Source organism: Micromonospora zhanjiangensis (assembly GCF_042650605.1).
Taxonomy (GTDB): domain Bacteria; phylum Actinomycetota; class Actinomycetes; order Mycobacteriales; family Micromonosporaceae; genus Micromonospora_J; species Micromonospora_J zhanjiangensis.
Map to the genome: position 1 here is coordinate 204438 of NZ_JBHSBN010000008.1, position 25263 is coordinate 229700.

The window sequence follows — 25263 nt, forward strand, 5'->3', positions numbered from 1 at the left end:
GGTCGGTGCTACCTGTGGGCGTTGACCAGGGAGGCGAAGACCACCACGTTGTCCGCGTACCCGAGGTGCCCGCCGACCCAGCGGCCGCCGCAGGTGATCAACCGCAGGTTGGGCCGGTGGAAGTCGCCGAACACCTCGTCGGGCGGCAGTTGACTCTTGTCGTACCGCTTGAGGTTGTCGACCTCGAAGATCGCCACCGAGCCGTCGGCCCGGCTCACCTCCACCCGGTCACCCGGTCGGACCCGGCTCAACTCGTGGAACACCGCCGGTCCGGTGCGGGTGTCGACGTGCCCGACGATCACCGCCGGTCCGTACTGGCCGGGGGTGGGGCTCTGGTCGTACCAGCCGGCCTCGTTCCAGCGCTCAGGCGGCGGCGGTGCGATCGTGCCGTCCGGGGCGAGCCCGGTGCTGGTCACCGGGGCCTGCAACTGGACCGACTTGATGGCGATGCCGACCGGCGGGCTCGGGTCGAGCACCGGGAACTTCGGCGGTGGCGTCCGGATCGCCGGCAGCAGCGCGCTCGGCACCAACGACGTCCCGGTGGCGTGCTGGTAGCCGAGCGCGGCGATGACCAAACCCAACAGCACCAGCACCACCGCGATCGGCAACCGCGGCGAGGATGCCCGGATCCGGGCCCGGTGGTGGAACGGGTACGGCCGCCGGCCGCCCCGCCGGGACCGCCCGGTCCGCCGTGGCGCCGGCGGCGGTGCCAGCGTGCCGGGGGCGACCGGATCATCCGGGTCCGGCGTCGGCACGCTGGCCGTCGACGCCTGCTCCGCGATCCGTACGACCGTCCGCAGCGCCCGTCTGCCGGGCGTTTCGTCGGGTCGCTGCTGGTCGGACATCCCGCGCCCCCTTCCGTGCTGTCAGCTCGGCCGGCCGCTGGTCAAGCCGCGGCCGGCCCGGCATCGGCGGACCCCGGCGTCGTCGACGGGCCGGCCCCGACGTCGGCGGGTCAGCCCGCCCCGGTCCGGCGTCGGCGCCCGGCGGTCAGGTACAGCACGCCGACCGCCACGATCGCGGCCCCACCCGCGATCACCAGCGGGCCGGACATGCCGCCCGCGGTCCCGCCGCCCCCGGTCGCCGGGCCCTGACTGGGCTTACTCATGTTGACCACGATCAGGTTGGTGCTCGCGTTGTTGCCGTTCTGGCAGGTCAGGTTGACCTGGTAGGTGCCGGGCTGCTTGTTGCCCGGGACGGTGACCGACCCGGTAAGTGCCCCGTTGCCCGGTCGCAGCACGACCCGGCCGAAGGCGTCCGACTCGGCGCTGGCCTGCCGGTTGTTCCCGTCGGCGCAGTCGGCCCGCAGATCCACCCGGGTGCCCGGTTCGACCGTGCTGGGCGTGACCTCGATCGAGGCGTTCGCCGAGGCGCTTGCCGACGGTGTCCCCCCGGCGAGCGCGGCGGCGGCGGACCCGGCCGCGACCGCCCGGCAGACAAACGTGAGACCCCGCATGATTCCCCCCTCTTCCGGTCGGCCGACCGGTTGGCGCGTCGGGCGCTCTCAACTCGCCCTGCGTTCCCACCCCAGCCGCCCGGACACACCCCGGCCGTGCCGCAAGAAAGGCCATCCGGAGCCATTCGGCCGGTGGAAACCTCTCGTCCTCGATCACGGATGCCTCGGGCTCGTACACTCCCTGGGTGATTTCGCCCTCCCCCTCATCCGTCCCCCCGCACGACCCCGGCCCGGGCGGCCGTCCGAGCTGGCTGCTGATCGGGCCGGCGCTCGCCGCGTCGCTGGGTGCCTTCCTGCTCGCCGGCCCCGTCGGGCTGGAGGGGGAATCGGTCCGGCGGGAGCTGCATCTGCCGTCCTCGGCGACGCTCTGGGTCTTCGTCGCCTTCCTGCTGCCGGCGGCACTGACGGCTCTGCTCGGCGTTCTGCTCGGCCGGCGGTGGCCGACGGCCGTCACGCTGCCCGCGACCGCGCTGCTGATCCTCGGGACGCTGCTGACCGCGCTGGCCCCGGGCGGCGGCCCGCTGCTGTTCGGTCGCGCGGTGACCGGGCTCGGGGCCGGTCTCGCCTGGGGCGTCACGGGCGTGTTCGTCGTACGGTCCGGGCCGCGGCGCAACTGGCTGGCGCCGGTCGTCGGCGGCGTGCTGGTGCTGGCCCTGATCCTCGGAGCTGCGGCCGGGACGTTCGTCACGCGGGCGCTCGGTTGGCGCTGGCTCTTCTTCCCGACCGTGCCGTTCGAGCTGGCCGCGTTCCTGGTCGCCGCGGTGACCGGGATCGTGGTGCTGGTCCGGCGCCCGTCTCAGCCAGCCCAGCCGCCGGCCGCACCGCCGGGTTGAGCCGCGTATCCCAGCCGGCTACGCCTCGGGCGTCGGGGTGACCGGGCGCCAGTCGAGCGGGGTGGACAGGATCATCGTGCTGGACGGCTGCCCGTACGGGGCGAGCCGGTCGATCACCCGCTCGAAGGCGTCCATCGAACCGGCCGCGACCTTGAGCATGCTGCACGCGTCCCCGGTGATCCGGTGGATCTCCAGGATCTCCGGCCAGTCGGCCACCGCCGGATCGCGCAGGATGCACCGGGGGCCGTAACAGGACATCCGGATCGAGGCCAGCACGGTCCGACCGGCCCGGTTCAGGTCGACGTGCGCGTGGTAGCCGGTCACCACGCCGGACTCCTCCAGCCGCCGGACCCGCTCGGCGACCGCGGGCGGCGACAGGTGCACCCGGCGGGACAACTCGCTGAACGAGAGCCGGGCGTCGGACTGCAGCTCGCGCAGCAGTGCCCAATCCATGTGGTCCACCGGGACCTTCCTTTCCGTAAGTGGCTCATCGAATTTAGCCGCGAGTGATGGGGTGGACGGACTGAAGTGCCGTTGGTTCGGCATTCCGTCCCGGCCCGCTCCGGGCAGATCATGGACTCTCTTCCGGACCGCGCGCAGAGAGGGGACCCGCGGTGAGCACAGATGTACGGACGGCGACGATCGACCGACCGAATGGCCCGACCCCGGCGGTCCGACCGGTGGACGCCGAGGAGCGCGACCGACGGGCCGCCGCCAACGCCGGCGAGCCGACCGTCGAGTTCACCGGCCAGACCCCCTACGACGCGTACGTGCGGGCCAGCACCCTGCACGGCCTGCAGCAGCCGGTGAGCGACGACCCGGGCGAGATGTCCTTCCTGATGGTCAGCCAGATCATGGAGCTGTACTTCGGCCTGGTCTGCCACGAACTGCGTGAGGCGCAGCGGCTGATCGATCGCGACGACGTCCGGGGCGCGCTGGCCCCACTGCGCCGCGCCGAGCTGCACCTGGCCGGCCTGGTCGCCTCCTGGCAGTCGTTGCGCTGGATGACCCCGGCCGACTTCAACAAGTTCCGCGACCTGCTCGGCGAGGGCTCGGGCTTCCAGTCGGCGATGTACCGGCACCTGGAGTTCCGGCTGGGCCTGCGGAACGCGAAGCTGATCCGGCCGTTCCGGCAGGATCCCGCGGTGCACGCCGAGCTGACCGCCGGGCTGGCCGCGCCGAGCCTGTGGGACGCGACGATCGCCCTGCTCGCCCGGCGCGGGCACGACCTGCCGGCCGAACTGTTGGACCGGGACCCGGCGCAGGAGCACGAGCCGCACCCCGCGGTCGAACGGGCCTGGACGCGGATCTACGCCGACACGGGTCCGGACAACGACCTGCGGTTGCTCGGCGAGGCGCTGACCGAGGTGGCCGAGCAGTTCGGCGACTGGCGGTACCTGCACGTCAAGGCGGTGCAGCGGACGATGGGCGCCAAGGTGGGCAGCGGCGGCTCGGCCGGACTGACCTGGCTGCAGCGCAGCATGGCCCGGGTGGTCTTCCCCGAGCTGTGGTCGGCCCGTACGTTCATGTAGGCACGGTTCGCGGAGGACTGGATCGATGACGAGCGGTGAGGACGAGGCGCGCCGGCGGGACGCCGACGACCCCGGCCAGCGTGACCTGTTCCTGGTTCCACCGGCCGAGGGCGGCCGCTACCCGGAGGTCGCCTACCTGGCCGGCAACTCGCTGGGCCTGCAACCCCGCGCCGCCCGGGCTGACCTGGGTGAGGAGTTGAACGCCTGGGCCCGGCTCGCCGTCGAGGGCCACTTCGAGGCCGACCGGCCCTGGTTGTCGTACCCGCAGTTGCTCACCGAGCCCAGCGCCCGACTGGTCGGCGCGCGCCCGGCGGAGACCGTGGTGATGAACTCGCTCACGGTCAACCTGCACCTGCTGATGGTGTCGTTCTACCGGCCGACCGGGCGGCGGACCCGGATCGTCATCGAGGACAGCGCCTTCCCGTCGGACAGCTACGCGGTCCGCAGCCAGGCCCGGTTCCACGGCCTCGACCCGGACGCCACCGTGGTCCGGCTGCGCCCGCGCCCGGGCGAGGACCTGCTGCGCACCGAGGACGTGACCGGGTTCCTGGCCGCCGAGGGGGACACGGTCGCGCTGCTGCTGCTGGGCGGGCTCAACTACCTGACCGGGCAGCTGATGGACATCCCGGTCGTCACCGAGGCCGGCCGGACGGCCGGCGCGGTGGTCGGCTGGGACCTGGCACACGCGGCCGGCAACGTCCCGCTGCGGCTGCACGACTGGGGGGTGGACTTCGCCGCCTGGTGCACGTACAAGTACCTGAACTCCGGTCCCGGCTCGCCGGGCGGCGTGTTCATCCACGAGCGCCACCTGGGCCGCACCGACCTGCCCCGGTTCGACGGCTGGTGGGGCACCGACCCGGACACCCGGTTCGAGATGGCGCCGGTCTCCCGGCCGTTGCCGCGGGCCGACGCCTGGCAGCTGTCCACCCCGCAACTGCTGGCCTTCACCCCGGTCCGCACCTCGCTGGAGATCTTCGACCGGGTCGGCATGGACACCCTGCGGGCCCGCAGCGAGCGGCTGACCGGCTACCTGGAGGGTCTGCTCGACGAGGTCACCCGGGACCGGCCGCTGACCGGGGTCACCCCGCGCGAGCCGGCCCGGCGCGGCGCCCAGCTGTCCGTACGGACCGGCGCGGTCGGCGCGGGAGACCTGGTGAAGCGGCTGCGGCACGAGCACGGCGTGCTCGCCGACGCCCGGGAGCCGGACATCGTCCGGTTCGCACCCACCCCGCTGTACTCGACCTACCACGACTGTTGGCGGGTCGCCGAGGCGCTGGCCGCCGTCGTCCCACCCGGTCCTCGGGATGCCGGGTCCTCGCGCTGAGGGGTGGTCCGGCGGCGGGGGTGGCCCGGCGGTGAGGGGCCCGGAACCATCGGCACTTTCGGGTGGGACGTTCGTCACGGTCCAGCGCGGAGTCGTCCCGGTCACGGTCCGCTCGGCGGGTATGCCCGCAGGTCGGCCGCCCACGGGCCGGTACGGCGGGAACGCCCGGTTCGCCGGCCGGTCGAAACGCGACTTCTCGGGCCGGTATGGCCACCCGGCGGGCTGCCGGGCACCGCGCTCCGCTAACGTGAACGGGGTCTGACTCGGCCGGGTTCTGACGGCACCGTCACCACCCCGGTCCGGGTGCCTTGGTTACTCTTTCCGCCTGGGGGCGTTGAGGTTGTCCATTACCGAGACGTTGCTGATCTTCGTCGGCATCCCGGCACTGACCGTGCTGGTGATCTCCGCACTGGTGTACGCCGGACGCGGTGGACAGGGCGGTCGCCGCTACCGTCCGGGCCGGCCGTTCGACTTCCGGCCGGTCTGGTTCCTGTCCTCGCCCGAGCAGCTGGCCGAGCCCAACGGCGTCGCGCTGCCCGCCGGCGCGCAGGCTCCCGCGCTGACCAGCAGCGAGGTCGAAAAGAACGTTCCGCCGACCCGGGCGGGTGCCACAGGAGGCGCAAGTGACCGTTGGTGAGAAGGTGTCGGGTCCGGCCGACCGGCCGGAGGTGCTGGACGGCCCGTTCACGACCCGGCAGTTGCTGCGCATCGACGAGGCCCTGCGCACCGCCGACCAGAGCACCGGCCTGATCTTCACGGTCTACGTCGGCGACCTGGAGGAACCGGTCCGCGAGCACGCCCAACGGCTGCACGCCCAACTGGCCGACGCGAGCCGGGCGGTGCTGGTGGCGCTGTCGCCGAACCAGCGGCTGCTGGAGGTGGTCACCGGGGCCGAGGCCCGCAAGCGGATCCCGGACCGGGACGCCAAGCTCGCCGCGCTGTCCATGGTGGCCGCGTTCGGCGGTGGCGACCTCGCCGGCGGCATCGTCGCCGGGCTGGACCAACTCGCCTCCCGCGCCGGCAAGGCCGCCCCGGCCCGCCGCTGACCCACCGCCGCCGGTGGGTCAGCCCCGCCAGGCGGCCGGGTCGACGCGGAACGGGAACGGCTGTTCGGTCGTCGCGACCTCGTCCGGGCCAACCGAGTGGTGCAACTCGTAGTGGCCGGCCTTGGCCCGCTCGTACAGGTGCGCCGCCGGACCGAAGTCGGTCCGCTCGATCCGCCAGTAGCAGCCGATTCCGGCCTCGGCGTACAACGCCGGCTTGGTGAACCGGTCGTGCCGCCGGCTGCTCGGCGACTCCACCTCCACCACCAACGCCACGTCGGCCGGCTCGGCCCACATACCGTCGTCGGGCGCGCTGGGCCGCAGCACGGTGATGTCCGGGATGACGTTGCCGGCTGGCACCCGAACGCCGATCTCACGGATCACCCGCCAACCGGCCGGCAGCGCAGCACGCAGTGCTGCCCGGATCTCGTCGGCCAACTCGTGGTGCGAGAAATCCGCCGGTGGGGTCACGTGCAGGCTCCCGTCGATGATCTCGTAGCGGTGGCCATCGACGGGCAGGTCCGACAGGTCCCGCTCCGTCCAGCCCCGCTCGGGCGGATGCCACTCGTACGTCGGCTGTGCCATCGCGTTCACCTCCGGTAAAGCAGACTATCGGCTCGGCCACGCTGGACGCGTCCTCCGCGCCGCTGTCGGCGTACCCCTGACTCGACGGTTTCCGGCGCGGACGCCGTAGGTCCGTGCGGCCCGCGGGTGTGGCCGGCCGGACCCGGCGGAGAGATCAAGCCTGACCGCTCGGAGCCGGGCGCGGCCGGCCACACCCCATCGACGGACCCGGCGGGAAGCGGGCCCACGACGGGCCGGACGTCAGGACGTGGCGGCGTCCTTGGCGCGGGCCCGGACCGCCCGGACCACGCCGTCGCGCCCCTCGGCCACCAGCCGGCGCAGCGGCGCCGGGTGGCCCTCGCCGGCCAGCCAGGCGTCCGTGGCGGCCACCGTCTCGTCGTCGACCTGGTACGCCGGGTAGGCGAGCAGGACGAATTCCTGGGCCGGCTCGCTGTCCCGCTTGGCCCAGACACCGTCCACCGAGGCGAAGAACTTCCCCGCGTACGACGAGGTCAGCTCGACCTGGGCCGGATGCTGGAAGCCCTGCAGCAGGGCCCGGTGGCGCCAGTTCGGCAGGCTGGCGTCGCCGGTCAGCTCGGCCCAGACCTGCGCCTTGTTCTCCGCGGTCGGGATCAACGCCCGGGTCAGCGCGGCCTCCCGCTCACCGCTCGCGGTCCGGTCGGCGGCCAGTTCGGCGTCGATCTGGGCGGCGTCGGCGGCACCGTTCGCGACCAGGCACTGCAGCACCGTCCAGCGCAGCTCGGTGTCCACGGCCAGGCCGGCCGGCACGTCCACCCCGTCCAGCCAACCACGCAGGGTGGCCAGGTCCGCCGCGGACCGGGCCGCCGAGGCGAACGCCCGGGCCCAGGCCAGCTGGAACCCGCTGCCCGGCTCGGCCGCCCGCAGCGCCGTCGCGGCGGTACGGGACAGCGCCGCCCACCCCTGCGGCGCCCAGGCCGGATCGGCGTACATGGTCAGCGTGCTGGCGATCTGCCGCAGGGTCGGGGTGATCAGGTTGATGTCGGTCTCGGCGGGCAGCCCGGCCAACGCCAGCGCGACGTAGTCCCGGGCGGACAGCTCGGCGTCCCGGACCATGTCCCAGGCGGCGGTCCAGCACAGCGCCCGGGACAGCGACGACTCGAAGCCGGCGAGGTGCTCGACCACCACCGCCATCGATCGCTCGTCCAGCCGCAGCTTCGTGTAGCTCAGGTCCTCGTCGTTGAGCAGCAGCACGTCGGCCGCCGGCGTCCCGGTCAGCTGGGGCAGCTCGGTGCGCTCACCGGTGACGTCGACCTCGATCAGCTCCCGGCGGGTCAGCCGGCCGTCGGCCAGGTCGTACAGGCCCACCCCGATCCGGTGGGTGCGCAGGGTCGGGTGCCCGGCCGGTGCCTCCTGGCGTACCGCGACCCGCTCGTAGCGGCCGTCGGCGCCGATGGTGACCTCCGGCCGCAACGTGTTGACCTGCGCGGTCTCCAGCCACTGCGCGGCGAACTTGCGCAGCTCCCGGCCGGACGCCGTCTCCAGCTCGGTGAGCAGGTCGTCGAAGGTGGCGTTGCCCCAGGCGTGCTTGCCGAAGTAGCTGCGCAGGCCGGCCCGGAACGGCTCGATGCCGACGTACGCCACCAGTTGCTTGATCACGCTGGCGCCCTTGGCGTACGTGATGCCGTCGAAGTTGACCTCGACGGCCTCCAGGTCCGGCATCTCGCAGTACACCGGGTGGGTGGAGGAGAGCTGGTCCTGCCGGTAGCCCCAGTTCTTCCGGACCGAGAGGAAGGTGGTCCAGGCGTCGGTGAACCGGGTGGCGTGCGTGTTGGCCCAGTGGCTGGCCCACTCGGCGAACGACTCGTTCAGCCACAGGTCGTTCCACCAGCGCATGGTCACCAGGTCGCCGAACCACATGTGCGCCATCTCGTGCAGGATCGTGTTGGCCCGCTGCTCGTACTCGAAGTCGGTGACCTGCGACCGGAAGATGTAGTGCGCCTCGGCGTGCGTCACGCAGCCGAAGTTCTCCATCGCCCCGGCGTTGAAGTCCGGCACCCAGAGCTGGTCGTACTTGGGCAGCGGGTAGCGCACCCCGAACTGCTCGTGGAAGAAGTCGAAGCCCTGCGTGGTGATCAGGTTGAGGTCGTCGGTGTCCATGTGCTCGGCCATGCTGGCCCGGCAGAAGTAGCCCAGGTCGATGCCGTCGTGGCTGTACCGGACCTCGTGGTACGGCCCGGCGCAGAGCGCGGTGATGTAGGTGCTCATCCGGGCCGAGGTGGCGAAATGGACGGTCTTGACCGCGTCCCCGCCCGGGGTGCCCCGGAAACCGGTCGTCTCCTCCCGGTCGACCGGCATGTTGGACACCACCCGCCAGTGCGCCGGGACGGTGGCGTGCCAGGTGTACACGCTCTTGAGGTCGGGCTGGTCGAAGCAGGCGAAGACGCGCTGCGCGTCGTTGGTCTCGAACTGGCTGTACAGGTAGGTCTCGCCGTCCACCGGGTCGACGCTGCGGTGCAGGCCCTGCCCGCTCGCCGAGTAGAGGAAGTCGGCCTCCACCACCAGGGTGTTCTCCGCCGCCAGCCCGGTCAGGGTCAGCCCGTTCTCGGCCGACCAGCCGGACAGCTCCACCGGCTCACCGTTGAGGGTGGCGGACAGGACGGAGTCGGCGGCGAGTTCGACGAACGTGTCGGCGCCCGGTTCCGTGCAGCGGAACCTGACCTCGGTCACGGAGCGGAAGGTGCGCCCGTCCGCCGGTTCACCCGCTTTCGACAGATCAAGACTGATGTCGTATCCCACGACGTCGAGCAGGCGGGCCCGCTCGGTGGCCTCGACCTGCGTCAGATTGCGCACTCCCGGCACGTGAATCTCCATCCCGTCTCACCGCTGTCGACCATGACAGCCTGGTAGGGGCCACCTTGGCAGCCCTTACCGCTGAAGTCTTCCACGTGGTGGGTGCGCCGGTGGCCCAGGTCACCGTCTCATTCCAATGCCGGTGACCCCCCGGCGGGGTGATGATCTGCGGTGACGGTGGCGCCCGACGCGGCGCCGGACGACGGCGAAAGGACGTACCCGTGGCGGAACGCGCGACCGTGGACATGTGGTTCGACCCGATCTGTCCGTGGGCCTGGCTCACCTCCCGTTGGCTGCTCGAGGTCGAGCGGGTGCGGCCGGTGGAGATCCGGTTCCACGTCATGAGCCTCTCGGTGCTCAACGAGGGGCGTGACCTGCCCGAACCGTACCGCGAACTGATGGTGACCGGCTGGGCGCCGGTCCGGATCTGCATCGCCGCCGAGCAGCAGTACGGTCCGCGGGTGCTGCGCGACCTCTACACGGCGCTGGGCACCCGGATCCACCCGGGCGGCGAGCAGCGCGGCCCGGAGCTGTACGCCGCCGCGCTGACCGATGCCGGCCTCGACCCGGAGCTGGCCAAGGCCGCGGTCTCCACCGACTACGACGAGGCGCTGCGGGCCAGCCACAACGCGGGGATGAAGCCGGTCGGCACCGACGTCGGCACCCCGGTCATCCACGCCCCCGGCCCGAACGGCGAACCGGTGGCGTTCTTCGGCCCGGTGGTCACCCCGGCGCCGAAGGGCGAGGCGGCCGGCCGGCTCTGGGACGGGGTGCTGCTGGTCTCCGGCACGCCGGGCTTCTACGAGTTGAAGCGCTCCCGGGAGCAGGAGCCGATCTTCGACTGACGGCGCACGGCGCCGGGGCCCGGCGGCATGCCCGCCGGGCCCCGGTGTCCCGGTACGCCCGGCGCCGGTGGACAAGGGGCCGCCCGACTGGTGGACACCGGCGGGGTGTCCGTGGGCGGCGGGGCGGGCGACGGTAGCGTCATCGGGCATGACGGTCGTGCATCCGATCACCCGGGCCTGGATCACCACCGGCGGCACCGGCGCGCAGAACTACGACGAGTTCGCCGACGACGCGGAGATCACCGCGATCATCGAGGCGCACCCGCAGAGCGCTCTCGCCATCGAGATGCCGCACCGGGCGCCGGAGAGCCTCGGCAGCTCCTTCCTCGACTCGCTGCCGGCCGCCGCGGCGCGGCTCGCCGAGGCCAAGGCCGACGGCAGTTACACGCCGGCCGAGCAGGTGGTGGTGCTCTACCGGATCAGCGCACCGGACGACGAGCCCGGCTACGGGTTGTTCGTCCTGGTGGACACCGACCAGATCTCCACCCGCGCCGACGAGCCGGGTCTGGTGATCCGCAACGAGGACGTCTTCGTCGCCAAGGTCCGCGAGCGGGTCGCCCTGGCCGAGGCGGTCGGGCATCTGCTGTCGCCGGTGCTGCTGCTGCAGACCGGCCGGGGCGCCGAGCTGCACGAGGCGCTCGCCACGGCGACCGAGGCGGCCGGTGTGCCCGCCGCCACCGACGTCGACCAGGCCGGTCGTACCCATGCGATCTGGCTGCTCGGGCCCGGGCCGCGGCAGCGGGAACTGCTCGACCTGGCCGGCGGCGGTGAGCTGGTGGTCGCCGACGGCAACCACCGCAGCCTGGCCGCCCAGACCGGCGGACTGCCGCGCTTCCTCGCGGTGATCACCACGCCGGCCTCGGTGGCCATCCAGCCGTACAACCGGCTGATCAGCGAGCTGACCAGCACCGCCGACGAGTTGCTCGGCCGGCTCCGCGCGGCGGGGGCCGAGGTCGAGCCGGTCGACGGTCCGCCCGCCGTGCCGGCCCGGGGCGGCACGGTCCAGTTGTACGCCGCGGGCCGGACGTACCGGGTCACGCTGCCCGGTGCCGAACGGGGCGGGGTGGACAACCTCGACCACGCGCTGGTCGAGCGGGTGCTGCTGCGCGACGCCCTCGGGCTGGATCCGGGGGACAAGCGGATCACCTACGTCGGCGGGGACTACCCGGCGAGCTGGCTGGTCGGCGAGGTCGACGCGGGCCGCGCCGAGCTGGCGATCCTGATCGCCGCGGTGACCGTCGACGATTTCGTCGCCGTCAATCTGGCCCGGGAGAAGATGCCCCGCAAGAGCACCTGGTTCACCCCGAAGGCGCGGGGTGGGCTGGTCCTCGCCGAACTCGGCGACCGGCGGTCCGACCGCGGCGGGATGTGACCCGACCCGGCCACGTACCGGCCGGGTCGGCACCGTTTCCGACGGGCTGACAGACTGCGCGTTATGCGCGTCTACCTGGGCTCCGACCACGCCGGTTTCGAGTTGAAGGTCCACCTGACCAACCACCTGGCCAAGCAGGGCTACGAGGTGGTGGACGTCGGGCCGCACGTCTTCGACCCGGACGACGACTACCCCGCGTTCTGCCTGCACACCGGTGCCCGGGTGGTGGCCGACCAGGGCAGCCTCGGGGTGGTGATCGGCGGGTCCGGCAACGGCGAGCAGATCGCCGCCAACAAGGTCGCCGGGGTACGCGCGGCGCTGGCCTGGAACGTCGAGACGGCTCAGTTGTCCCGGGAGCACAACGACGCGAACGTGGTGGCGGTCGGCGCGCGGCAGCACACCCTGGCCGAGGCGACCGAGCTGGTGGAGGCGTTCCTCGGCACCCGGTTCTCCGGCAACGAGCGGCACGCCCGGCGGATCGCCCAGGTGGCGGAGTACGAGACCGCCCGCGAGCTCCCGCCGCTGCCCTGATCCGCCGGCGGTCAGCGAGGAGGGCGGGGCAGGTCCTCGCGGGGCACCCAGTTGCGCCGGACCAGGACCACGTCGGCCTCGGCGGTGGCCAGGTCGCCCTCGCCGGGTCGGGCGGCGTCCCGGGCCCGGAGCGCGGCGCTCACGCTGACCTGGGACGAGCCGGAGCCGACCAGGCTGCGCAGGCCGCGTTCGGTGTCCCGGTCCTCGGCCGCCGGGCCGCCGCCGGATCGGCGCGGAACGAGCGGGTCCGGCTCCAGGTCGTGAACCTCGCTGGTCCGGGCCGGCCGCCCGTCCTCCCGCGGCCCGGGTACGGCCGACGGACCGTCCCGGCCCGAGGCGGCCCCGCCATCGGCCGGCGCGCCGGCGTTCTCGGCGGAACCCGGGTGGCCGCGCCGCAGCCGCCGACGCCGACGTTCGTGCTCGCCCATACTGCGACCGTACCGGGTCCCGTCGCCCGGAGGGGGCCGGCCGGGACCGCGCGGGGCGGCGACCGGTTTGATCGGATGGTTACCCTCGATGAGGGGACCGGGCGATCGATGGGCAATCCGCCCGACCTCCGAGGGGGAGGAACAGAGGGAATGGCAGCAGACCAGACGCAGCCGTGGGCCGAGCGAACCGTCGAGATGCCGCCGGAGGAGAGCGGCTTCCGTCGTGGCCGGGCCTCGGTCGGGCCGCCCCGGCAGCGCACCGAGGAGTTCCCGGCCGCACCGCACGAGCCGACCGGCACCGGCTGGCCGGACGCGGGACAGTCCCGGCCGCGGCCACCGGCCGGCAGCCAGCTGCGGCAGTTGCGCCGCGGCAGCGAGTGGAGCACCCTCGGTCTGCTCTTCTCGTTCGTCTGCTGGGGTGTCTGGGCCATCTCCTCCCGGGGCAACCTGACCAGCCCGGTGGCGGCGTTCCTGCTCACCCTGCTGGTGGCGGCCGGCCTGTTCGCGCTGTCCCGGCTGCTCGGCCGGGTGGTCCTGGAGCGGCAACTCGGCCGGGTCCGGCGCAGCGCCCGCGGCGCGCACCTGGTCGCCGGGGTGTTCCTGGTCGGTGCCGGGGTGGCCTACCTGCGGCAGACCGAGTGGGTGATCACCGCCTGGAACTGGGTGACCAGCCTCTGACTCAGGTCGGCAGGGTCGGCAGGCCGTGCTCGCGCAGCGGACCAACCTGCCAGCCGCGCCGGGCGCACTCGGCCAGCAGGTCCGGCAGGGCCGCCAGGGTGGCCCGCCAGGAGTCCGGCGCCGAGGTGCAGTCGGAGTCGTGCAGCAGCACCGTGCCGCCGCCGGCCAGCCCTCGGCGTACGGTGTCGAACACCGACCGGGGGGTCGAGTCCCGGGTCCAGTCCCGGCCCCAGCAGGTCCACAGCACCGGGATCAGCTCCAACCGCCGGGCGGCCAGCAGGGCCGGTGCGGTGAGGATCCCGTACGGCGGGCGGAAGAACCGCGGGGTCGTGCCGGTCGCGGCGGCCACCAGGTCCCGGGTCCGGGCCAGTTCCCGGTACGTCGCCCAGGGGCCCAGCCGCAGCAGGTTCCGGTGGGTCCAGCCGTGCACCGCGACCTCGTGCCCGGCCGCCACCAGCTCGCCGCCGAGCCCCGGCGCCCGGGCCAGCATCGAGCCGACCAGGAAGAACGTGGCCCGTACCCGGTGCGCGGCCAGCACCTCCAGGAACCGCGGGGTGGACACCGGGTCGGGACCGTCGTCGAAGGTCAGCGCCACCCGGCCGGGATCGCCAACCCCACTGAACTCCGGAAACAGTCGCAGTCGTACGGCGGGCAGCGCGGTCACCGACGGCAGGGCGTGCCCCAGCAGGGCGGCGCCCAGCGCGCCACCGACCGCGCGGGGGGACGGGGTACGCCACGGCCTCATCCGGCCTCATTACCCCGTTGACGGTGTTTCATCCGTCATTGCGGCGGTATCGACCGGTGTCGGCTGAGGGTTCGCTGGACATGGCGCCGATTTCCGGCCGCCGGCCCGCCCGCCGAGCGAGGCTGGCTGGGTGAACTACCACCTGTTCCAACTGATCAACGGCCAGGCGGGCCGGCTGGACCCGCTCGACGACGTACTGGAATGGTCGGCGACCTGGGTGATCGTGCTGATGGCGGCGGTCGCCCTGGTGCCGGCCGTGCGGGTGGCCCGGGCCGGTCGCACCGCCGCCCTGGTCCGGGTCGCGGCGGCGCTGCTGCTCGCCTTCGCCGGGGGCCAACTGGTCGCCCACCTCAACCACGAGGTCCGGCCGTTCCAGACGCACGCCGTGCACCAGCTCATCCCGCACGCCCCCGGCGGCTCGTTGCCCAGCGACCATGCCACGGCCGGGTTCGCCCTGGCCTTCGCGGTCGGCGTGTTTCTCTCGGTCCGGTGGGGGGTAGCCCTGACGGTGCTGGCGGCGCTGCTCGGGTTCGCCCGGGTCTGGGACGGGGTGCACTACCCGCTGGACATCGCCGTCGGCGCGGCGATCGGTGCGGTCGCCGTCACGGTCGTCCTGCTCGTCGACCGGTTGGTGGCGCGGACGACCGGCCGACCGGCGGGCGGGAACCCGGCCCTGACGGGATGATCCGTGCCGGTGGTCGTCCGCCGACCCCGACCGCACACCCCTGCGAGGCCACGTGAAGTTCCTCGTGCCGGTGGTGCCGATCGCGGTGGAGCTGCTGCGCGGGCGCCGCCGCCGTCGCGCGGCCGGACCCGACCCGTCACCCACCGTCGAGCCCGCCCGGCCGATGCCGGCGGAATGAGCCGCCGGCACCGCGTCCGGCGCGGTGACATTGACCGAACGAATGATTCCTCCGGTTCAATCCGTCGGCACAAATTTGGCTCAAGAAATTGCGGGAGAACTTTATTTCTGGATCGGCCCGTGGGATTGGGCGAGCCATCCCCCGGTGATCCAAGATAGGTTCGACGAACGGGGAAGACCGGATGGCGTCGGACGAGCATGAGGCAGGCGGCACGATGACTGGACAGACGACGGAGGCACGGGGCACGGCGCAGATCGGGGTGACCGGGCTCGCCGTGATGGGGCGGAACCTGGCCCGCAACCTCGCCCACCACGGGTACGCGGTGGCGGTGCACAACCGCAGCCCGGAGCGGACCCGCAAGCTGGTCGCCGAGCACGGCACCGAGGGCACCTTCGTACCGAGCGAGTCGCTGGAGGACTTCGTGGCCTCGCTGGAGCGGCCCCGGGCGGTCATCGTGATGGTGAAGGCCGGTGCGCCCACCGACGCCGTCATCGACGAACTGGTGCCGCTGCTGGAGGCCGGCGACATCGTGGTCGACGCGGGCAACGCCCACTACGCCGACACCCGGCGCCGGGAGGAGCGGCTGCGCGAGGTGGGCCTGCACTTCGTCGGGACCGGGGTGTCCGGCGGTGAGGAGGGCGCGCTGCGCGGGCCGAGCATCATGCCGGGCGGCTCCGCCGAGTCGTACGCCAAGCTCGGGCCGATCTTCGAGTCGATCGCGGCCCGGGTCGACGACACGCCCTGCTGCGTCCACGTCGGGCCGGACGGCGCCGGACACTTCGTCAAGATGGTGCACAACGGCATCGAGTACGCCGACATGCAGCTCATCGCCGAGGCGTACGACCTGCTGCGGGCGGGGCTGTCCGCGTCGCCGGCCGAGATCGCGGAGATCTTCCGGGACTGGAACTCCACCGACCTGGAGTCGTTCCTGATCGAGATCACCGCCGAGGTGCTGGCACACACGGACGCGAACACCGGCAAGGCGTTCGTCGACGTCGTGGTCGACCAGGCGGAGCAGAAGGGCACCGGTCGGTGGACCGTGCAGAGCGCGCTCGACCTGGGCATCCCGATCACCGGCATCGCCGAGGCGACCTTCGCCCGTTCGCTGTCCGGGCACGCCGACCAGCGGGCGGTGGCCCGTCGGACGTTCGCCGACGCCGCCGGTGACCCGGACTGGCGGATCGACGACCGGGACGGCTTCATCGAGGACGTCCGCAAGGCGCTGTTCGCCTCGAAGATCGTGGCCTACGCCCAGGGCTTCGACCACATCCAGGCCGGCAGCCTGGAGTACGACTGGACGATCGACCGGGGCGCGGTGGCCACCATCTGGCGTGGTGGGTGCATCATCCGGGCCCGGTTCCTGGACCGGATCCGGGAGGCCTACGACGAGCAGCCCGACCTGAAGTCGCTGCTGGTCGCACCATACTTCGCCAAGGCCGTCACGGACGGGGTGCCGAGCTGGCGGCGGGTGGTGGCCGACGCGGCCCGGGTCGGCGTGCCGACCCCGGCGTTCTCCTCGTCGCTGGCCTACTTCGACGCGCTGCGCACCGAGCGGCTGCCGGCCGCCCTGATCCAGGGGCTGCGGGACAACTTCGGCGCGCACACCTACCGGCGGGTGGACGCCGACGGTGCCTTCCACACCGAGTGGGCGGGTGACCGGACCGAGTCCCCCGCCTGATCCGGCGGGCTCCCCCCGGGCGGTGTGAGCCGTCCAGATTGGAATCGCTCCCACGGGCGCCGGCGACATCGCCGGCGCCCGATCTCTTTCGCCGCCGCGACTACGACCGGTTTTCCGCCGATCACGGGCGATAATTTGCAATGACAAGTATCGGTGGGTACCGGGTAGCCCGGCTTGACGAAGCGCGCTACCTTCATATTGCGAGATACGGCGGGCGAGGATTCGCGCGCCTCAAGGGGAGGCTCCCAGACGCGGGGGGCACGACAGAGGGACGGGGTGAATCCACCTTGACGGATACTCCAGGCATGGGCCAGGTACATGCCACCCAGGCACAGCTGAACAAGATGGCGCAGACGTGCGAGGACACCGGGCACGACATCGCCCGGGGCATGGCGAGCCTGCTCGACCGGATCGTTGGCCTGAGCGGCGCCGGCATGCGCGGCAACGCCAACAACGCGCTGCAGAGCGTCTCCGGCGAACTCAACCACGGGCTCACCACCGTGCTGAACGCGTTGGACGAGCTGGCTGGCAAGATCAGTGACGCCTCGACCCAGTACGGCGTGCACGACGACGACGCGGCGCAGGAGATCCGGTCGGCCGCGGCGGCCACCCACAACAGCAGCGTCATCAGCGCGCTGCGCGGCTGAGACTCCGAACCGGTAGCCGAGACCCGCGAAAGGCGACAAGTCAATGAGTAGCGACGGAATTACCTACAACTTCGGTGCCATCACCGACGTGGCCGGCGCCATCACCAGCTTCCAGGGGCAGATGGACCAGCAACTGCAGGACCTCTACACCCAGTTCACCACGCTCTTCGCCAGCGACTGGCAGGGTGCCGCCGGCCAGGCCTGCGACGAGGCGCGGACCAAGTGGAACCAGGGCGCCACCGAGATCAAGCAGGCGCTGGCGACGCTCGGCACCAAGCTGGCCGCCGCCTCGGACGGCATGCACGCCACCGACGGCCGGATCGCCGCCGGCATGTGATTCACCGCGGGTGGTGCCGGCGCGCGTCGATCGCGGACCGCCGGCACCATCCGCGTCGTGTCCCGCCGCGGGACACGGACGGTTGGTAAGAGGCTCGACGCCGGGGGCGGCGACCACGGGGGAGGACAGCGTGGGTATTCCGAGGGACGACACCGGGGGCGGTTCCGGCAGCGGTGCAAAGCCGTACGAGTCCTTCGCGGGCGGCGACGTCAACGTCAACATCACCGACATGGGCGCGTACTACAAGGAGATGCTGGACATCCAGATGGACGCCTCCGGGCCGGCCAAGATGGAGGTCGCGGATCTCGCCCAGTTGATCCGGAGCAGCTTCCTGACGCCACCGGCCGGCGGGGCCGGCGTCCTACCCGAGGGCGCGCAGCTGGCCCGGCTCATGACGCAGCGGCAGAGCGACTTCAGCCATTTCATGACCGACGTGCTCAACGGCGTCCGCAACATCGGGTCCGCGGCGGTGGTGATCGCCCAGACGTACAACGACACCGACTTCCACTCCGGCGCGGACGTGAACACGATCGCCTTCGCCTTCTCCGACCCGGGCGCCAAGCCCCCGAAGGGGTTCGGCAAGTACGAGACTTACGCCGAGTACGAGCAGCGGATGCGGGAGCAGGCCGGGCAGAACGCGATGGCGCTGACCGGTGACAACAGCCTGGCGACCTCGTCCTACAGCCCGTTCGGTGGGATGACGGTCTACAACTTCTCGGACGGCTCGTCCAAGCAGGTGGTGACCGTCTCGTACGGCAACGGCCAGACCAAGACCGAGACGACCGTCTACGGTCCCGGTGGCAAGCTCCTGTACCGCGAGAGCCAGGAGGTCCAGGGCCAGAACCGGACCGTCACCAGCACCACCTACGACGGCGACAAGGGCAGCGGCACCCGGTCCACCACGAAGACCAACACCGCCGACGACGGCACCATCACGGTGAAGAACCAGACGGCCACGGTGGACTCCGACGGCAAGGCCACGCACACGGATCCGGAACACACCACCACCGTCAAGACCGGGCAGCACCGCTCCGGTGAGCAGGAGCAGGGCCCGGTCGAGAGCGCGGTGAACAAGCTCGGCACCCAGGGCACGAAGGACGGCATCAAGCAGTACGGCATCGGATACTGAGGGCGTCATGGGCGACGGCGACTACTTCGGCTACACCCCGGGCGGCAACGAGCGGCTACGGAGGAACAACTTCATCGCCCGGCACATGGGCGAGGACATGTCCCACTACCCGCCGGTGGAGTCCGGTGGTGAGTATCCCGGTGACACCATCAACTGGGACGATCCGAAGCTCAGCGGCCAGCAGAAGGAGAACGAGAACAGCCTGCTGGCCAACGACAGCATCGAGAAGATCCGTAAGCGGATGCTGGCCCAGGACCCGACGGCGATGTACGGGCTCGCCGACAAGTGGTTCCGGGTCATCCAGGTCATCGAGGACATCCGGGAGAGGGTGCGGAACGCGGCACTCGGCCTGAAGAACGGCGGCGACGGCACGCCGGGCAACAACGGCGGCTGGCGCGGCCAGGGCGCGAACGCCTTCCTGGCCCGCGGCCCCGGTGCGACCCTCAAGTCGCTCGAAGACTGGCACGACGCGGCGTACTCCAACTGGATGGGCACGCTCACCCTGGCGCAGGCCATCCCCACCCACCAGGGCAAGATCAACGAGCTGTACGAGCAGTACAAGCAGGCCATGGTCAGCTACAGCAAGGACTGGCTGAAGCACTACGGTCTCGAGGACAAGAAGGTCGAGGACCTGTCCGGCGAGATGAAGGACCAGTACGTCACCGACCTGAAGAACCTGGAGAGCTGGTGGAGCATCCAGGCCCGTCAGATCCAGTTCGGCATGGCCAAGGAATACCACTCGGTGATGAACGGTGAGCTCCGCGGCGGCTCGTCCACCGTCTACGAGGGCCCCACCGACGCGGTCATGCCCGACCCGAACTTCCTTGCCAAGATCATCGCCCCGACCGTTCCCAACGTGGGCAAGCCGAACGTGGGCAAGCCGAACGTCGGCAAGCCGAATGTGGGCAAGCCAAACGTCGACAAGCCGAACATCGACAAGCCGGACCTGAAGGACCGGCCGAACATCGACAAGCCCTCGGTCGACCCCGACTCGGTGCCCGATCCGAGGGCGGACGTCGACGCGCCCACCCGGAACATCGTCAATCCCCCCGTGCCGACCGTCGTCCCGCCCATGCCTCCGCCGGTCGTACCGCCGCTGCCGGTCGGTCAGAAGCCACCGACCGGGCTGCTGGGGCCCCGGGGCGCGCCGACCCTGGACCCGGCGCTGCGGAACAACGCCAACAACCTGCTGAACAACCTGCCCGGCCAGGGCAAGGGCGTCCAGGGACTGCTGAACAAGCAGGCGTTCAACGCCGGACAGCAGCTCCAGAACACCAATCCTCCGTCGCTGCCGCAGTCACCGATGAAGGGACAGCCGGGTGCGCCGCCGCCGCAGGCGCCGCTGAAAGGCAAGCCGACAACCGGTCAGCAGGGCCGGGACCGGGGACAGATCCAGCGCCCCGGCAGCTCGGAGAACGAGCCGCAGTCCGGCCGGGGCACGCCCGGTGCGCCGCCGGCGAGCCGGCAGCAGCGCGCCCCGGGCGAGCCGACGCCGGGCACGCCGCGGTCCACCACCGGCCAGTCGAACCAGTTCGGAGGGCCCCCGCCGGCCGCGTCCCGGCCGGTGCTGCGGGCCCCCGGTGCGACACCGACGCGGGGCAGCCAGCGGCGGGATCCCGGGTCCCCCGCGATCGGGCAGCCGCCGTCGTCGGGCACCGGTTCGCCGTTGCGTCCCGGTGCGACGACCCCGCCGGTGCTCAACCGCCGCAAGCCGGACAAGCCGTCCAGCACGCTGCCGCCACCGCCACGTCCGCTGTCCACGACGGCGGGCAGGTCCGACTTCACCGCGCCGTCGGTGCCCACGGCCCGGCCGGTCGTCGGGCGGGCCGAGCGTCCGGTGGCCGAGACCGCGCAGGAGAAGGGCGTCCTGCGTGGCAAGCGGCCGGTCCGGGAGGGGTACGAGGCGCAGATCGGTTCCCGCCGGAAGGAGGCGGAGCGGATCCGCCCCACCATGGACGACGAGTTCGAGAAGATTCGTCAGGTTCTCGACCAGGAGGAGGCGTGGACGGTCGCCACCCCGGGTGGCGGGGTGTTGGACGGCGCCACCCAACAGCGGGTCGCTCCCACGCCGGAACCCAAACCGACGCTCGGTGGCTCCACCGCCAACGGGTAGAGTCCGCGCGGTGACCCGAGGAGGTGTGATGGGGCAGCCCGCTCGACGCGTCGCGTCGGTGTTGTCCGGCACGTTGCTGCTGACGGGGCTCGCCGGATGCGGCGGAGCCGATCCCAAGCCCGACGCGTCCGGGGTGCCGGCGGACAAGTACCGACCGGCCACCGACGCCGCCACGTCGGCGCCCGCCACCGCGCCGACCGCGGCCGGACGCACCTACACCCTGCCGTCGTCGATCTGCGCGGTCGCTGACCTCACCGCGATCACCGAGCTCTACCCGACCTTCGACGGCAAGCCGCTGGCCGACAGCTCCGGGGTCTGCACGAGGTTCCTCCGGTCCGCCAAAACGGTGGTCGTCTTCACCGTGGACCCACAGCTGGCCGGGAGTGCCAAGTTCGGGCAGGAGTTCCTGAACACCGGGCGTCGCCTGGCCAAGACGAAGACAACCGACCTGCCCGGCGTCGGGACGGACGCGTACTGGACGGTGGACCGGTACGAGGTCAAGGTCGTGACGTACGACGGGAACCTGATCCTGGAGGTCTCCATCTCCCTGCCGAACAAGGGCACGGACGCGTTGCCGGCGGACACCCCGCAACGACTCGGCCGGGTGGCCAACGGCACCTTCGCGAAGCTGGCACGATGACCGCACCCGGCCCGGGCGACCTGCTGCCCGGTGCTCGGTTCGCCATGGGCGTCATCCATCCCGGCTCGCCCACCCTGCAGGTGCGCTACCGGCCGGGTGTGCTGGTCGACCCGGCCGGGTTCCCGGTCTGGTCGCTGTGCGCGCGGGCCGTGGTCGAGCTGCCCCCACCGGAGCCGGGCCTCACCCTCGACGAGATCCGGGTGGTCGACGTCCTCGCCGCGAACGCGCTGCTGGCGGCAACCGCCGACGCGGACGGTGGCGACCCGCTCTGGGCGCCGACCGGCGCGGACGGCCAAGCGGTGCCGACGCCGGCCGGCTGGTGCTGGGCCCACGTCGGCAACTCCCGCCGACTGGCGTTGGTCCCGGCCGAACTGCACGGGTCGTACCTGCACGCCGGTGGGATCACCACGTTGCCGGTGACCGACCGGGGGCTGCGCGTCGACGCCGTACCGGAACCGGTGGGCCAGGCCGACGGTGACGAGGTGCCGGACGACGTGATGGAACTTGTCGGACGGATGCTCGGCTGGCCGCTGCCACCGGCGTACCAGCGGTTCCTGGCCGCGACGAACGGTGCCGGGCCGGCGGAGCCTGCGGTGCTGCCGGGCCACGGCTTCGTCGCCGACCAGCCGCTGTTCGGGCTGGCCCGCGAGGACCGGCACCAGGACCTGACCTACGCGCTGGAGTGGGTCCGGGACCGGCTGACCGTCGACTTCCTGCCGATCGGTTACGTCCAGGGCGGACTGCTCGCGGTGAAGGTCTCCGGCGACGACCTGGACTCCGTCTGGTACTGGGACGACGACGACCCGCGGGCCCGGGAGGCGTTCGGCCCGGATTACATCTCGACCCACCTGCTGCACCGGTGCGCGGACACCATCGACGACTTCTGGTCGGCGTTGACCCGGCCCGCCCGACCGCTGCTCGACCTGGCCCAGCGCTGGGCCGGGGACGGGCTGGTGTCCGAGGTCCGGGACGAGGCCACCGGTGCCGGCCTGCCGGCCAAGCTGCGTCCACCCTGGCAGCCGGTGACAACCCAGCCGTACCAGGATCCGCTGACCAGGATGTTCGAGGCGCGCTGACGATGGACACGCAACTGACCCCGACCGGCGGGCAGCCGGTGCCGCGGTGGGAGCCGGCCAACGACATCGAGCGCCGGCTCGGCCTGGTGCTCGCCGACCAGGACTTCGACGAGGCGATGCGGATCCTGCTGGAGGCGCCCCTGGTGCTTCCCGGGTTCGACGACGCCGACCGCGATCGCCCGACCGCCGACGGCGCGGACGCCGACCAGGCCGGACAACCGCGGCAACGGGTGCTGGTCAAGGAGCGGAACGGCGTGCCGTACCTGCTGGTCTTCACCTCGGTGGAGGCCATGCGGCGGGCGGTGTCCGCCGAGGGCTGGCGGCAGACCTCGATGGACGAGTTGGCCCGGGCCTGGCCGGAGCTGGGCCAGCCGGTCCCGACCGGCCTGGCCGTGAACCCCGGGACACCGATCGTGATGCTGGTGGAACCGGAACACGTCCCGCTGATGAACCTGCCGCTGCCCGACCCGCGGCGGGAGTTCGAGCCGGCGAACAACACCGAGGCGGCGCTGCGTGAGGCGCTCGTCCGAATCGATGGCGATCTGCTGCTGGACGTGCTGGTGATGAGCCGGGTGCTGGTCTGCAACGACGGCCTGGAGTTCGACGGGGTGCCCACCGTCGTGGTCTTCACCTCCCAGCAGCGGTGTGACGCGTACCTGGCGGAGTCCGGTCTGCTGATGACCACCCTGCCGATGGAGATGGTCGAGCTGCTGAACAGGTGGCCGGATCCGGCGTACCAGCTCGCGGTGAACCCCGGTGCACCGATCGCGTTCGTCCTCGACGGCGGCCGGATCCCGGGCATGCGGGAGTACGCGGACGAGTTGCTCCGGCGACGGCACGGCGGTGTCGTCGGCGACCAGGACGACCGGGACGGCCAGGGGGACGACCGGGGCGACCGGGTCCCGGCGGCGGACGACGGCGGACCGCCGGTCGGACTGCCGGCCGACGGCCGGATCGCCGACCTGCTGCGCGGCTCGGACTGAGGCGGGCGGTCGCGCCGGTGTGCCGGGTGCGCGCATCATCTATTCTCAGGGGAAGGCCGACGCGCCGGTGGTTCCGGCTGCGTGGGTGACGGGGGAGGGGAGGAGCCGTGGAACGTCCGCAGTGGTCCGCGCTGCAGGGTGTGATCCAGGACCTCAACCGCAGCCTCGACAACATCGAGGAGACGCGGCAGCAGATTCTCGAGGTCACCGGCACCGCCTGGTCGGACGACCGACTGCTGAAGGCGACGGTCGGGCCGCGCGGTCAGCTCATCGACCTCGACATCGACCCTCGGGTCTTTCGCAACCCGAACTCCAAGGCGCTCGCCGCGGCGATCGTCGCGACCGTGCGGGCGGCCGTCGAGGACGCCAACAAGAAGACCAGCAAGCTCGTCGAGAAGGTCCTTCCCGACGACCGGGGCCTCGGGCTCGGCATCGGCCGCGACGACGAGACCCCGATGGACCGGATGATGCGCAGTCACGACTCCGAGTTGCCGACCATTCTCAAGAAGGAGGACGGCCATGGGTACGTATCTTGACATCGACGGTGATCCGAACGAGGTCGCCGGGACCGGCGCCGTCCTGCAAGGGCTGGCGGAGACCTTCAAGGCCAAGGTGACCGCCGTCCAAGGCAAGATCCACGGCGTGGAGGGCGAACGACCCTGGGGGAACGACAAGTTCGGCCACGGCTTCGAGACCACCTACAACATGAAGCCCGAGGGCAGCGACGAGAAGCTTGTCGACTCGGTTTCCGAGGGCATGTCGAAGGCCGGCGACGGGCTCGCCAAGCTGGGTGGCAACGTTGTCCGCGGGATGAACCAGTACCAGGGCGAGGACCACGCCGGTGGGACGGACATCAAGCAGGTCCAGGTCTGACCGGGGTGGACGCGGATCGGATCATCGAGGCGGTGCGCCGGCACCTCGTCCGCCCGGGCCTCACGATCGAGCGCCGGAAGGACTGGCCGGACCAGGTCTCCTTCCGCACCTCCTGGTACGCCTACACGGCACAGCCGGCCGACTGGCGGGTCAGCCGGGAATCCTGGGTCGACGAGGCCGTGCGGGTGACGGCGGAGGGCGGGACCGAGTGGACGGCCCGCAATTACGGCTTCCTGTTCGGCCGGAACGGCGAGGAGTGGTTTCTCAACGACGTCGAGGTGATCCGGGAACTCGGCCGACGGCTGGGCGACGACCTGGACCCGATCGACTACGCCGAACTGCTGGCGGCGTTCTATTCTGCGGGCGACATCGACCGCCCGGTGGTGGAGCCGCTCTCGGTGCACGAGGGGATGCCGGCCGGTGAGCTGGTCACCGACGTCGACGCCTTCGCCGAGCGGTACCCGTACGCCGATCCCAGCCTGGTGGCACCGCCGAGGGTCGAGAACTCGAACGGGGAAACCTCGGTCAAGTTCTTCTCCTATCACCAGTTCTTCTGCGAGTACGGCAGCACGGTCGACGTCCTGAAGTGGACGGTGACCGGCGGCGGAGGTCGACCGGTCGAATGGTCCCGGGAATATGTGGCAAAGCGGCTGACCCGCCCCTGACACGTCGGCGTGGGGTCGACCGGATGGGTAGCCGGTCACCACGTCGAGCGGACCGACGGCGGAGTTGCGAGTTACG

Annotated in this window: 29 protein-coding genes; 22 read left to right on the plus strand and 7 right to left on the minus strand. The window is 71.9% G+C overall.

What is annotated here, in order from left to right; translation table 11 throughout:
- Window positions 1–8: 8 nt before the first annotated feature.
- Together ACFOX0_RS14725 and ACFOX0_RS14730 are read right to left on the minus strand one after the other, a co-directional pair.
- Complete coding sequence (locus tag ACFOX0_RS14725; protein WP_377545779.1) at window positions 9–845, minus strand: class F sortase; 837 nt, start codon at window positions 843–845, stop codon at window positions 9–11.
- Between the two features lie 110 nt (window positions 846–955).
- Complete coding sequence (locus ACFOX0_RS14730) at window positions 956–1456, minus strand: hypothetical protein (protein WP_377545781.1); 501 nt, start codon at window positions 1454–1456, stop codon at window positions 956–958.
- A gap of 185 nt (window positions 1457–1641) precedes the next feature.
- Here ACFOX0_RS14730 and ACFOX0_RS14735 point away from each other — a divergent pair, with 185 nt between their 5' ends.
- Entirely contained in the window at window positions 1642–2289 is a 648-nt protein-coding gene (locus ACFOX0_RS14735; protein WP_377545783.1) for a hypothetical protein, read from the plus strand.
- A gap of 18 nt (window positions 2290–2307) precedes the next feature.
- On the opposite strand, the gene ACFOX0_RS14740 is transcribed toward ACFOX0_RS14735, so the two are convergent.
- Window positions 2308–2751: an Lrp/AsnC family transcriptional regulator gene (locus ACFOX0_RS14740; protein ID WP_377545785.1), complete on the minus strand. Its 444-nt coding sequence runs from the start codon at window positions 2749–2751 to the stop codon at window positions 2308–2310.
- A gap of 179 nt (window positions 2752–2930) precedes the next feature.
- On the opposite strand from ACFOX0_RS14740, the gene ACFOX0_RS14745 reads away from it, so the two are divergent.
- The 4 genes from ACFOX0_RS14745 (at window position 2931) to ACFOX0_RS14760 (ending at window position 6191) form a co-directional block, all read left to right on the plus strand.
- Entirely contained in the window at window positions 2931–3821 is an 891-nt protein-coding gene (locus ACFOX0_RS14745; RefSeq protein WP_377545944.1) for a tryptophan 2,3-dioxygenase, read from the plus strand.
- 25 nt (window positions 3822–3846) lie between these two features.
- Window positions 3847–5145 carry a kynureninase gene (kynU, locus tag ACFOX0_RS14750; protein ID WP_377545787.1) on the plus strand — a complete coding sequence of 433 codons (1299 nt, stop codon included), beginning with the start codon at window positions 3847–3849 and terminating at the stop codon, window positions 5143–5145.
- 334 nt (window positions 5146–5479) lie between these two features.
- A complete protein-coding gene (ctaJ, locus tag ACFOX0_RS14755; RefSeq protein WP_449288857.1) occupies window positions 5480–5782 on the plus strand; it encodes an aa3-type cytochrome oxidase subunit CtaJ in 303 nt (100 codons plus the stop codon).
- Window positions 5769–6191, plus strand: coding sequence for a DUF5130 family protein (locus ACFOX0_RS14760; protein WP_377545789.1), 423 nt, complete (start codon window positions 5769–5771; stop codon window positions 6189–6191). Before ctaJ ends, ACFOX0_RS14760 begins: the two co-directional genes overlap by 14 nt.
- 18 nt (window positions 6192–6209) lie before the next feature.
- On the opposite strand, the gene ACFOX0_RS14765 is transcribed toward ACFOX0_RS14760, so the two are convergent.
- Both ACFOX0_RS14765 and pepN read right to left on the minus strand, forming a co-directional pair.
- Window positions 6210–6773, minus strand: a complete 564-nt coding sequence (locus ACFOX0_RS14765) for a Uma2 family endonuclease (RefSeq protein ID WP_377545791.1) — start codon at window positions 6771–6773, stop codon at window positions 6210–6212.
- Between the two features lie 240 nt (window positions 6774–7013).
- Window positions 7014–9584: an aminopeptidase N gene (gene pepN / locus ACFOX0_RS14770; protein WP_377545948.1), complete on the minus strand. Its 2571-nt coding sequence runs from the start codon at window positions 9582–9584 to the stop codon at window positions 7014–7016.
- Window positions 9585–9829: 245 nt separating this feature from the next.
- Between pepN and ACFOX0_RS14775 the strand changes: the two genes are divergently transcribed.
- The 3 genes from ACFOX0_RS14775 to ACFOX0_RS14785 all read left to right on the plus strand — a co-directional run bounded on the left by ACFOX0_RS14775 (window position 9830) and on the right by ACFOX0_RS14785 (window position 12332).
- Entirely contained in the window at window positions 9830–10429 is a 600-nt protein-coding gene (locus ACFOX0_RS14775; protein WP_377545949.1) for a mycothiol-dependent nitroreductase Rv2466c family protein, read from the plus strand.
- 148 nt (window positions 10430–10577) lie between these two features.
- A complete protein-coding gene (locus ACFOX0_RS14780; RefSeq protein ID WP_377545793.1) occupies window positions 10578–11801 on the plus strand; it encodes a DUF1015 family protein in 1224 nt (407 codons plus the stop codon).
- A gap of 63 nt (window positions 11802–11864) precedes the next feature.
- On the plus strand, window positions 11865–12332 hold the full coding sequence (locus ACFOX0_RS14785; RefSeq protein WP_377545795.1) for a ribose-5-phosphate isomerase: 468 nt from the start codon (window positions 11865–11867) through the stop codon (window positions 12330–12332).
- An 11-nt stretch (window positions 12333–12343) separates the two neighbouring features.
- Here the strand turns inward: ACFOX0_RS14785 and ACFOX0_RS14790 are convergent, their stop codons facing one another.
- Entirely contained in the window at window positions 12344–12760 is a 417-nt protein-coding gene (locus tag ACFOX0_RS14790; protein WP_377545797.1) for a hypothetical protein, read from the minus strand.
- Window positions 12761–12910: 150 nt separating this feature from the next.
- Here ACFOX0_RS14790 and ACFOX0_RS14795 point away from each other — a divergent pair, with 150 nt between their 5' ends.
- On the plus strand, window positions 12911–13438 hold the full coding sequence (locus ACFOX0_RS14795; RefSeq protein WP_377545799.1) for a hypothetical protein: 528 nt from the start codon (window positions 12911–12913) through the stop codon (window positions 13436–13438).
- Window position 13439: 1 nt separating this feature from the next.
- Here the strand turns inward: ACFOX0_RS14795 and ACFOX0_RS14800 are convergent, their stop codons facing one another.
- Window positions 13440–14183, minus strand: coding sequence for a polysaccharide deacetylase family protein (locus ACFOX0_RS14800; RefSeq protein ID WP_377545801.1), 744 nt, complete (start codon window positions 14181–14183; stop codon window positions 13440–13442).
- Window positions 14184–14313: 130 nt separating this feature from the next.
- On the opposite strand from ACFOX0_RS14800, the gene ACFOX0_RS14805 reads away from it, so the two are divergent.
- The 13 genes from ACFOX0_RS14805 to ACFOX0_RS14865 all read left to right on the plus strand — a co-directional run bounded on the left by ACFOX0_RS14805 (window position 14314) and on the right by ACFOX0_RS14865 (window position 25187).
- The gene (locus tag ACFOX0_RS14805) at window positions 14314–14868 is read left to right on the plus strand and encodes a phosphatase PAP2 family protein (RefSeq protein ID WP_377545803.1); all 555 of its coding nucleotides are present in this window, start codon (window positions 14314–14316) and stop codon (window positions 14866–14868) included.
- Window positions 14869–14920: 52 nt separating this feature from the next.
- Window positions 14921–15046 carry a hypothetical protein gene (locus tag ACFOX0_RS14810; protein WP_377545805.1) on the plus strand — a complete coding sequence of 42 codons (126 nt, stop codon included), beginning with the start codon at window positions 14921–14923 and terminating at the stop codon, window positions 15044–15046.
- Window positions 15047–15260: 214 nt separating this feature from the next.
- On the plus strand, window positions 15261–16724 hold the full coding sequence (gene gndA / locus ACFOX0_RS14815; RefSeq protein ID WP_377545807.1) for an NADP-dependent phosphogluconate dehydrogenase: 1464 nt from the start codon (window positions 15261–15263) through the stop codon (window positions 16722–16724).
- A 305-nt stretch (window positions 16725–17029) separates the two neighbouring features.
- Window positions 17030–17371, plus strand: coding sequence for a WXG100 family type VII secretion target (locus tag ACFOX0_RS14820; RefSeq protein WP_377545809.1), 342 nt, complete (start codon window positions 17030–17032; stop codon window positions 17369–17371).
- A gap of 43 nt (window positions 17372–17414) precedes the next feature.
- Window positions 17415–17708: a WXG100 family type VII secretion target gene (locus ACFOX0_RS14825; RefSeq protein ID WP_377545811.1), complete on the plus strand. Its 294-nt coding sequence runs from the start codon at window positions 17415–17417 to the stop codon at window positions 17706–17708.
- Window positions 17709–17838: 130 nt separating this feature from the next.
- Window positions 17839–18837, plus strand: a complete 999-nt coding sequence (locus tag ACFOX0_RS14830; RefSeq protein WP_377545813.1) for a hypothetical protein — start codon at window positions 17839–17841, stop codon at window positions 18835–18837.
- Between the two features lie 7 nt (window positions 18838–18844).
- Window positions 18845–20950 (plus strand): hypothetical protein, encoded by a 2106-nt coding sequence (locus ACFOX0_RS14835; protein ID WP_377545815.1) that lies wholly within the window; start codon window positions 18845–18847, stop codon window positions 20948–20950.
- A gap of 28 nt (window positions 20951–20978) precedes the next feature.
- Window positions 20979–21590 carry a hypothetical protein gene (locus ACFOX0_RS14840; RefSeq protein ID WP_377545817.1) on the plus strand — a complete coding sequence of 204 codons (612 nt, stop codon included), beginning with the start codon at window positions 20979–20981 and terminating at the stop codon, window positions 21588–21590.
- On the plus strand, window positions 21587–22666 hold the full coding sequence (locus ACFOX0_RS14845) for an HNH endonuclease (RefSeq protein WP_377545819.1): 1080 nt from the start codon (window positions 21587–21589) through the stop codon (window positions 22664–22666). Before ACFOX0_RS14840 ends, ACFOX0_RS14845 begins: the two co-directional genes overlap by 4 nt.
- A 2-nt stretch (window positions 22667–22668) precedes the next feature.
- Window positions 22669–23649 (plus strand): SseB family protein, encoded by a 981-nt coding sequence (locus ACFOX0_RS14850; RefSeq protein ID WP_377545821.1) that lies wholly within the window; start codon window positions 22669–22671, stop codon window positions 23647–23649.
- A 140-nt stretch (window positions 23650–23789) separates the two neighbouring features.
- Window positions 23790–24185 (plus strand): YbaB/EbfC family nucleoid-associated protein, encoded by a 396-nt coding sequence (locus tag ACFOX0_RS14855; protein WP_377545822.1) that lies wholly within the window; start codon window positions 23790–23792, stop codon window positions 24183–24185.
- The gene (locus ACFOX0_RS14860; RefSeq protein WP_377545824.1) at window positions 24169–24522 is read left to right on the plus strand and encodes a hypothetical protein; all 354 of its coding nucleotides are present in this window, start codon (window positions 24169–24171) and stop codon (window positions 24520–24522) included. Before ACFOX0_RS14855 ends, ACFOX0_RS14860 begins: the two co-directional genes overlap by 17 nt.
- A gap of 5 nt (window positions 24523–24527) precedes the next feature.
- A complete protein-coding gene (locus tag ACFOX0_RS14865) occupies window positions 24528–25187 on the plus strand; it encodes a hypothetical protein (RefSeq protein ID WP_377545826.1) in 660 nt (219 codons plus the stop codon).
- Window positions 25188–25263: the final 76 nt, after the last annotated feature.

Excerpts from the sequence above, each read along its gene's own strand:
- ACFOX0_RS14775 (WP_377545949.1), top strand. The coding sequence starts at position 9,830 with ATGTGGTTCGACCCGATCTGTCCGTGGGCCTGGCTCACCTCCCGTTGG.
- ACFOX0_RS14725 (WP_377545779.1), bottom strand. The coding sequence starts at position 845 with ATGTCCGACCAGCAGCGACCCGACGAAACGCCCGGCAGACGGGCGCTG.
- ACFOX0_RS14840 (WP_377545817.1), top strand. The coding sequence starts at position 20,979 with ATGGGGCAGCCCGCTCGACGCGTCGCGTCGGTGTTGTCCGGCACGTTG.
- ACFOX0_RS14845 (WP_377545819.1), top strand. The coding sequence starts at position 21,587 with ATGACCGCACCCGGCCCGGGCGACCTGCTGCCCGGTGCTCGGTTCGCC.
- ACFOX0_RS14730 (WP_377545781.1), bottom strand. The coding sequence starts at position 1,456 with ATGCGGGGTCTCACGTTTGTCTGCCGGGCGGTCGCGGCCGGGTCCGCC.
- ACFOX0_RS14780 (WP_377545793.1), top strand. The coding sequence starts at position 10,578 with ATGACGGTCGTGCATCCGATCACCCGGGCCTGGATCACCACCGGCGGC.
- gndA (WP_377545807.1), top strand. The coding sequence starts at position 15,261 with ATGACTGGACAGACGACGGAGGCACGGGGCACGGCGCAGATCGGGGTG.
- ACFOX0_RS14790 (WP_377545797.1), bottom strand. The coding sequence starts at position 12,760 with ATGGGCGAGCACGAACGTCGGCGTCGGCGGCTGCGGCGCGGCCACCCG.
- ACFOX0_RS14765 (WP_377545791.1), bottom strand. The coding sequence starts at position 6,773 with ATGGCACAGCCGACGTACGAGTGGCATCCGCCCGAGCGGGGCTGGACG.
- ACFOX0_RS14800 (WP_377545801.1), bottom strand. The coding sequence starts at position 14,183 with ATGAGGCCGTGGCGTACCCCGTCCCCCCGCGCGGTCGGTGGCGCGCTG.
- ACFOX0_RS14820 (WP_377545809.1), top strand. The coding sequence starts at position 17,030 with ATGGGCCAGGTACATGCCACCCAGGCACAGCTGAACAAGATGGCGCAG.
- ACFOX0_RS14835 (WP_377545815.1), top strand. The coding sequence starts at position 18,845 with ATGGGCGACGGCGACTACTTCGGCTACACCCCGGGCGGCAACGAGCGG.
- ACFOX0_RS14825 (WP_377545811.1), top strand. The coding sequence starts at position 17,415 with ATGAGTAGCGACGGAATTACCTACAACTTCGGTGCCATCACCGACGTG.
- ACFOX0_RS14785 (WP_377545795.1), top strand. The coding sequence starts at position 11,865 with ATGCGCGTCTACCTGGGCTCCGACCACGCCGGTTTCGAGTTGAAGGTC.
- ACFOX0_RS14860 (WP_377545824.1), top strand. The coding sequence starts at position 24,169 with ATGGGTACGTATCTTGACATCGACGGTGATCCGAACGAGGTCGCCGGG.
- ACFOX0_RS14850 (WP_377545821.1), top strand. The coding sequence starts at position 22,669 with ATGGACACGCAACTGACCCCGACCGGCGGGCAGCCGGTGCCGCGGTGG.
- kynU (WP_377545787.1), top strand. The coding sequence starts at position 3,847 with ATGACGAGCGGTGAGGACGAGGCGCGCCGGCGGGACGCCGACGACCCC.
- ACFOX0_RS14795 (WP_377545799.1), top strand. The coding sequence starts at position 12,911 with ATGGCAGCAGACCAGACGCAGCCGTGGGCCGAGCGAACCGTCGAGATG.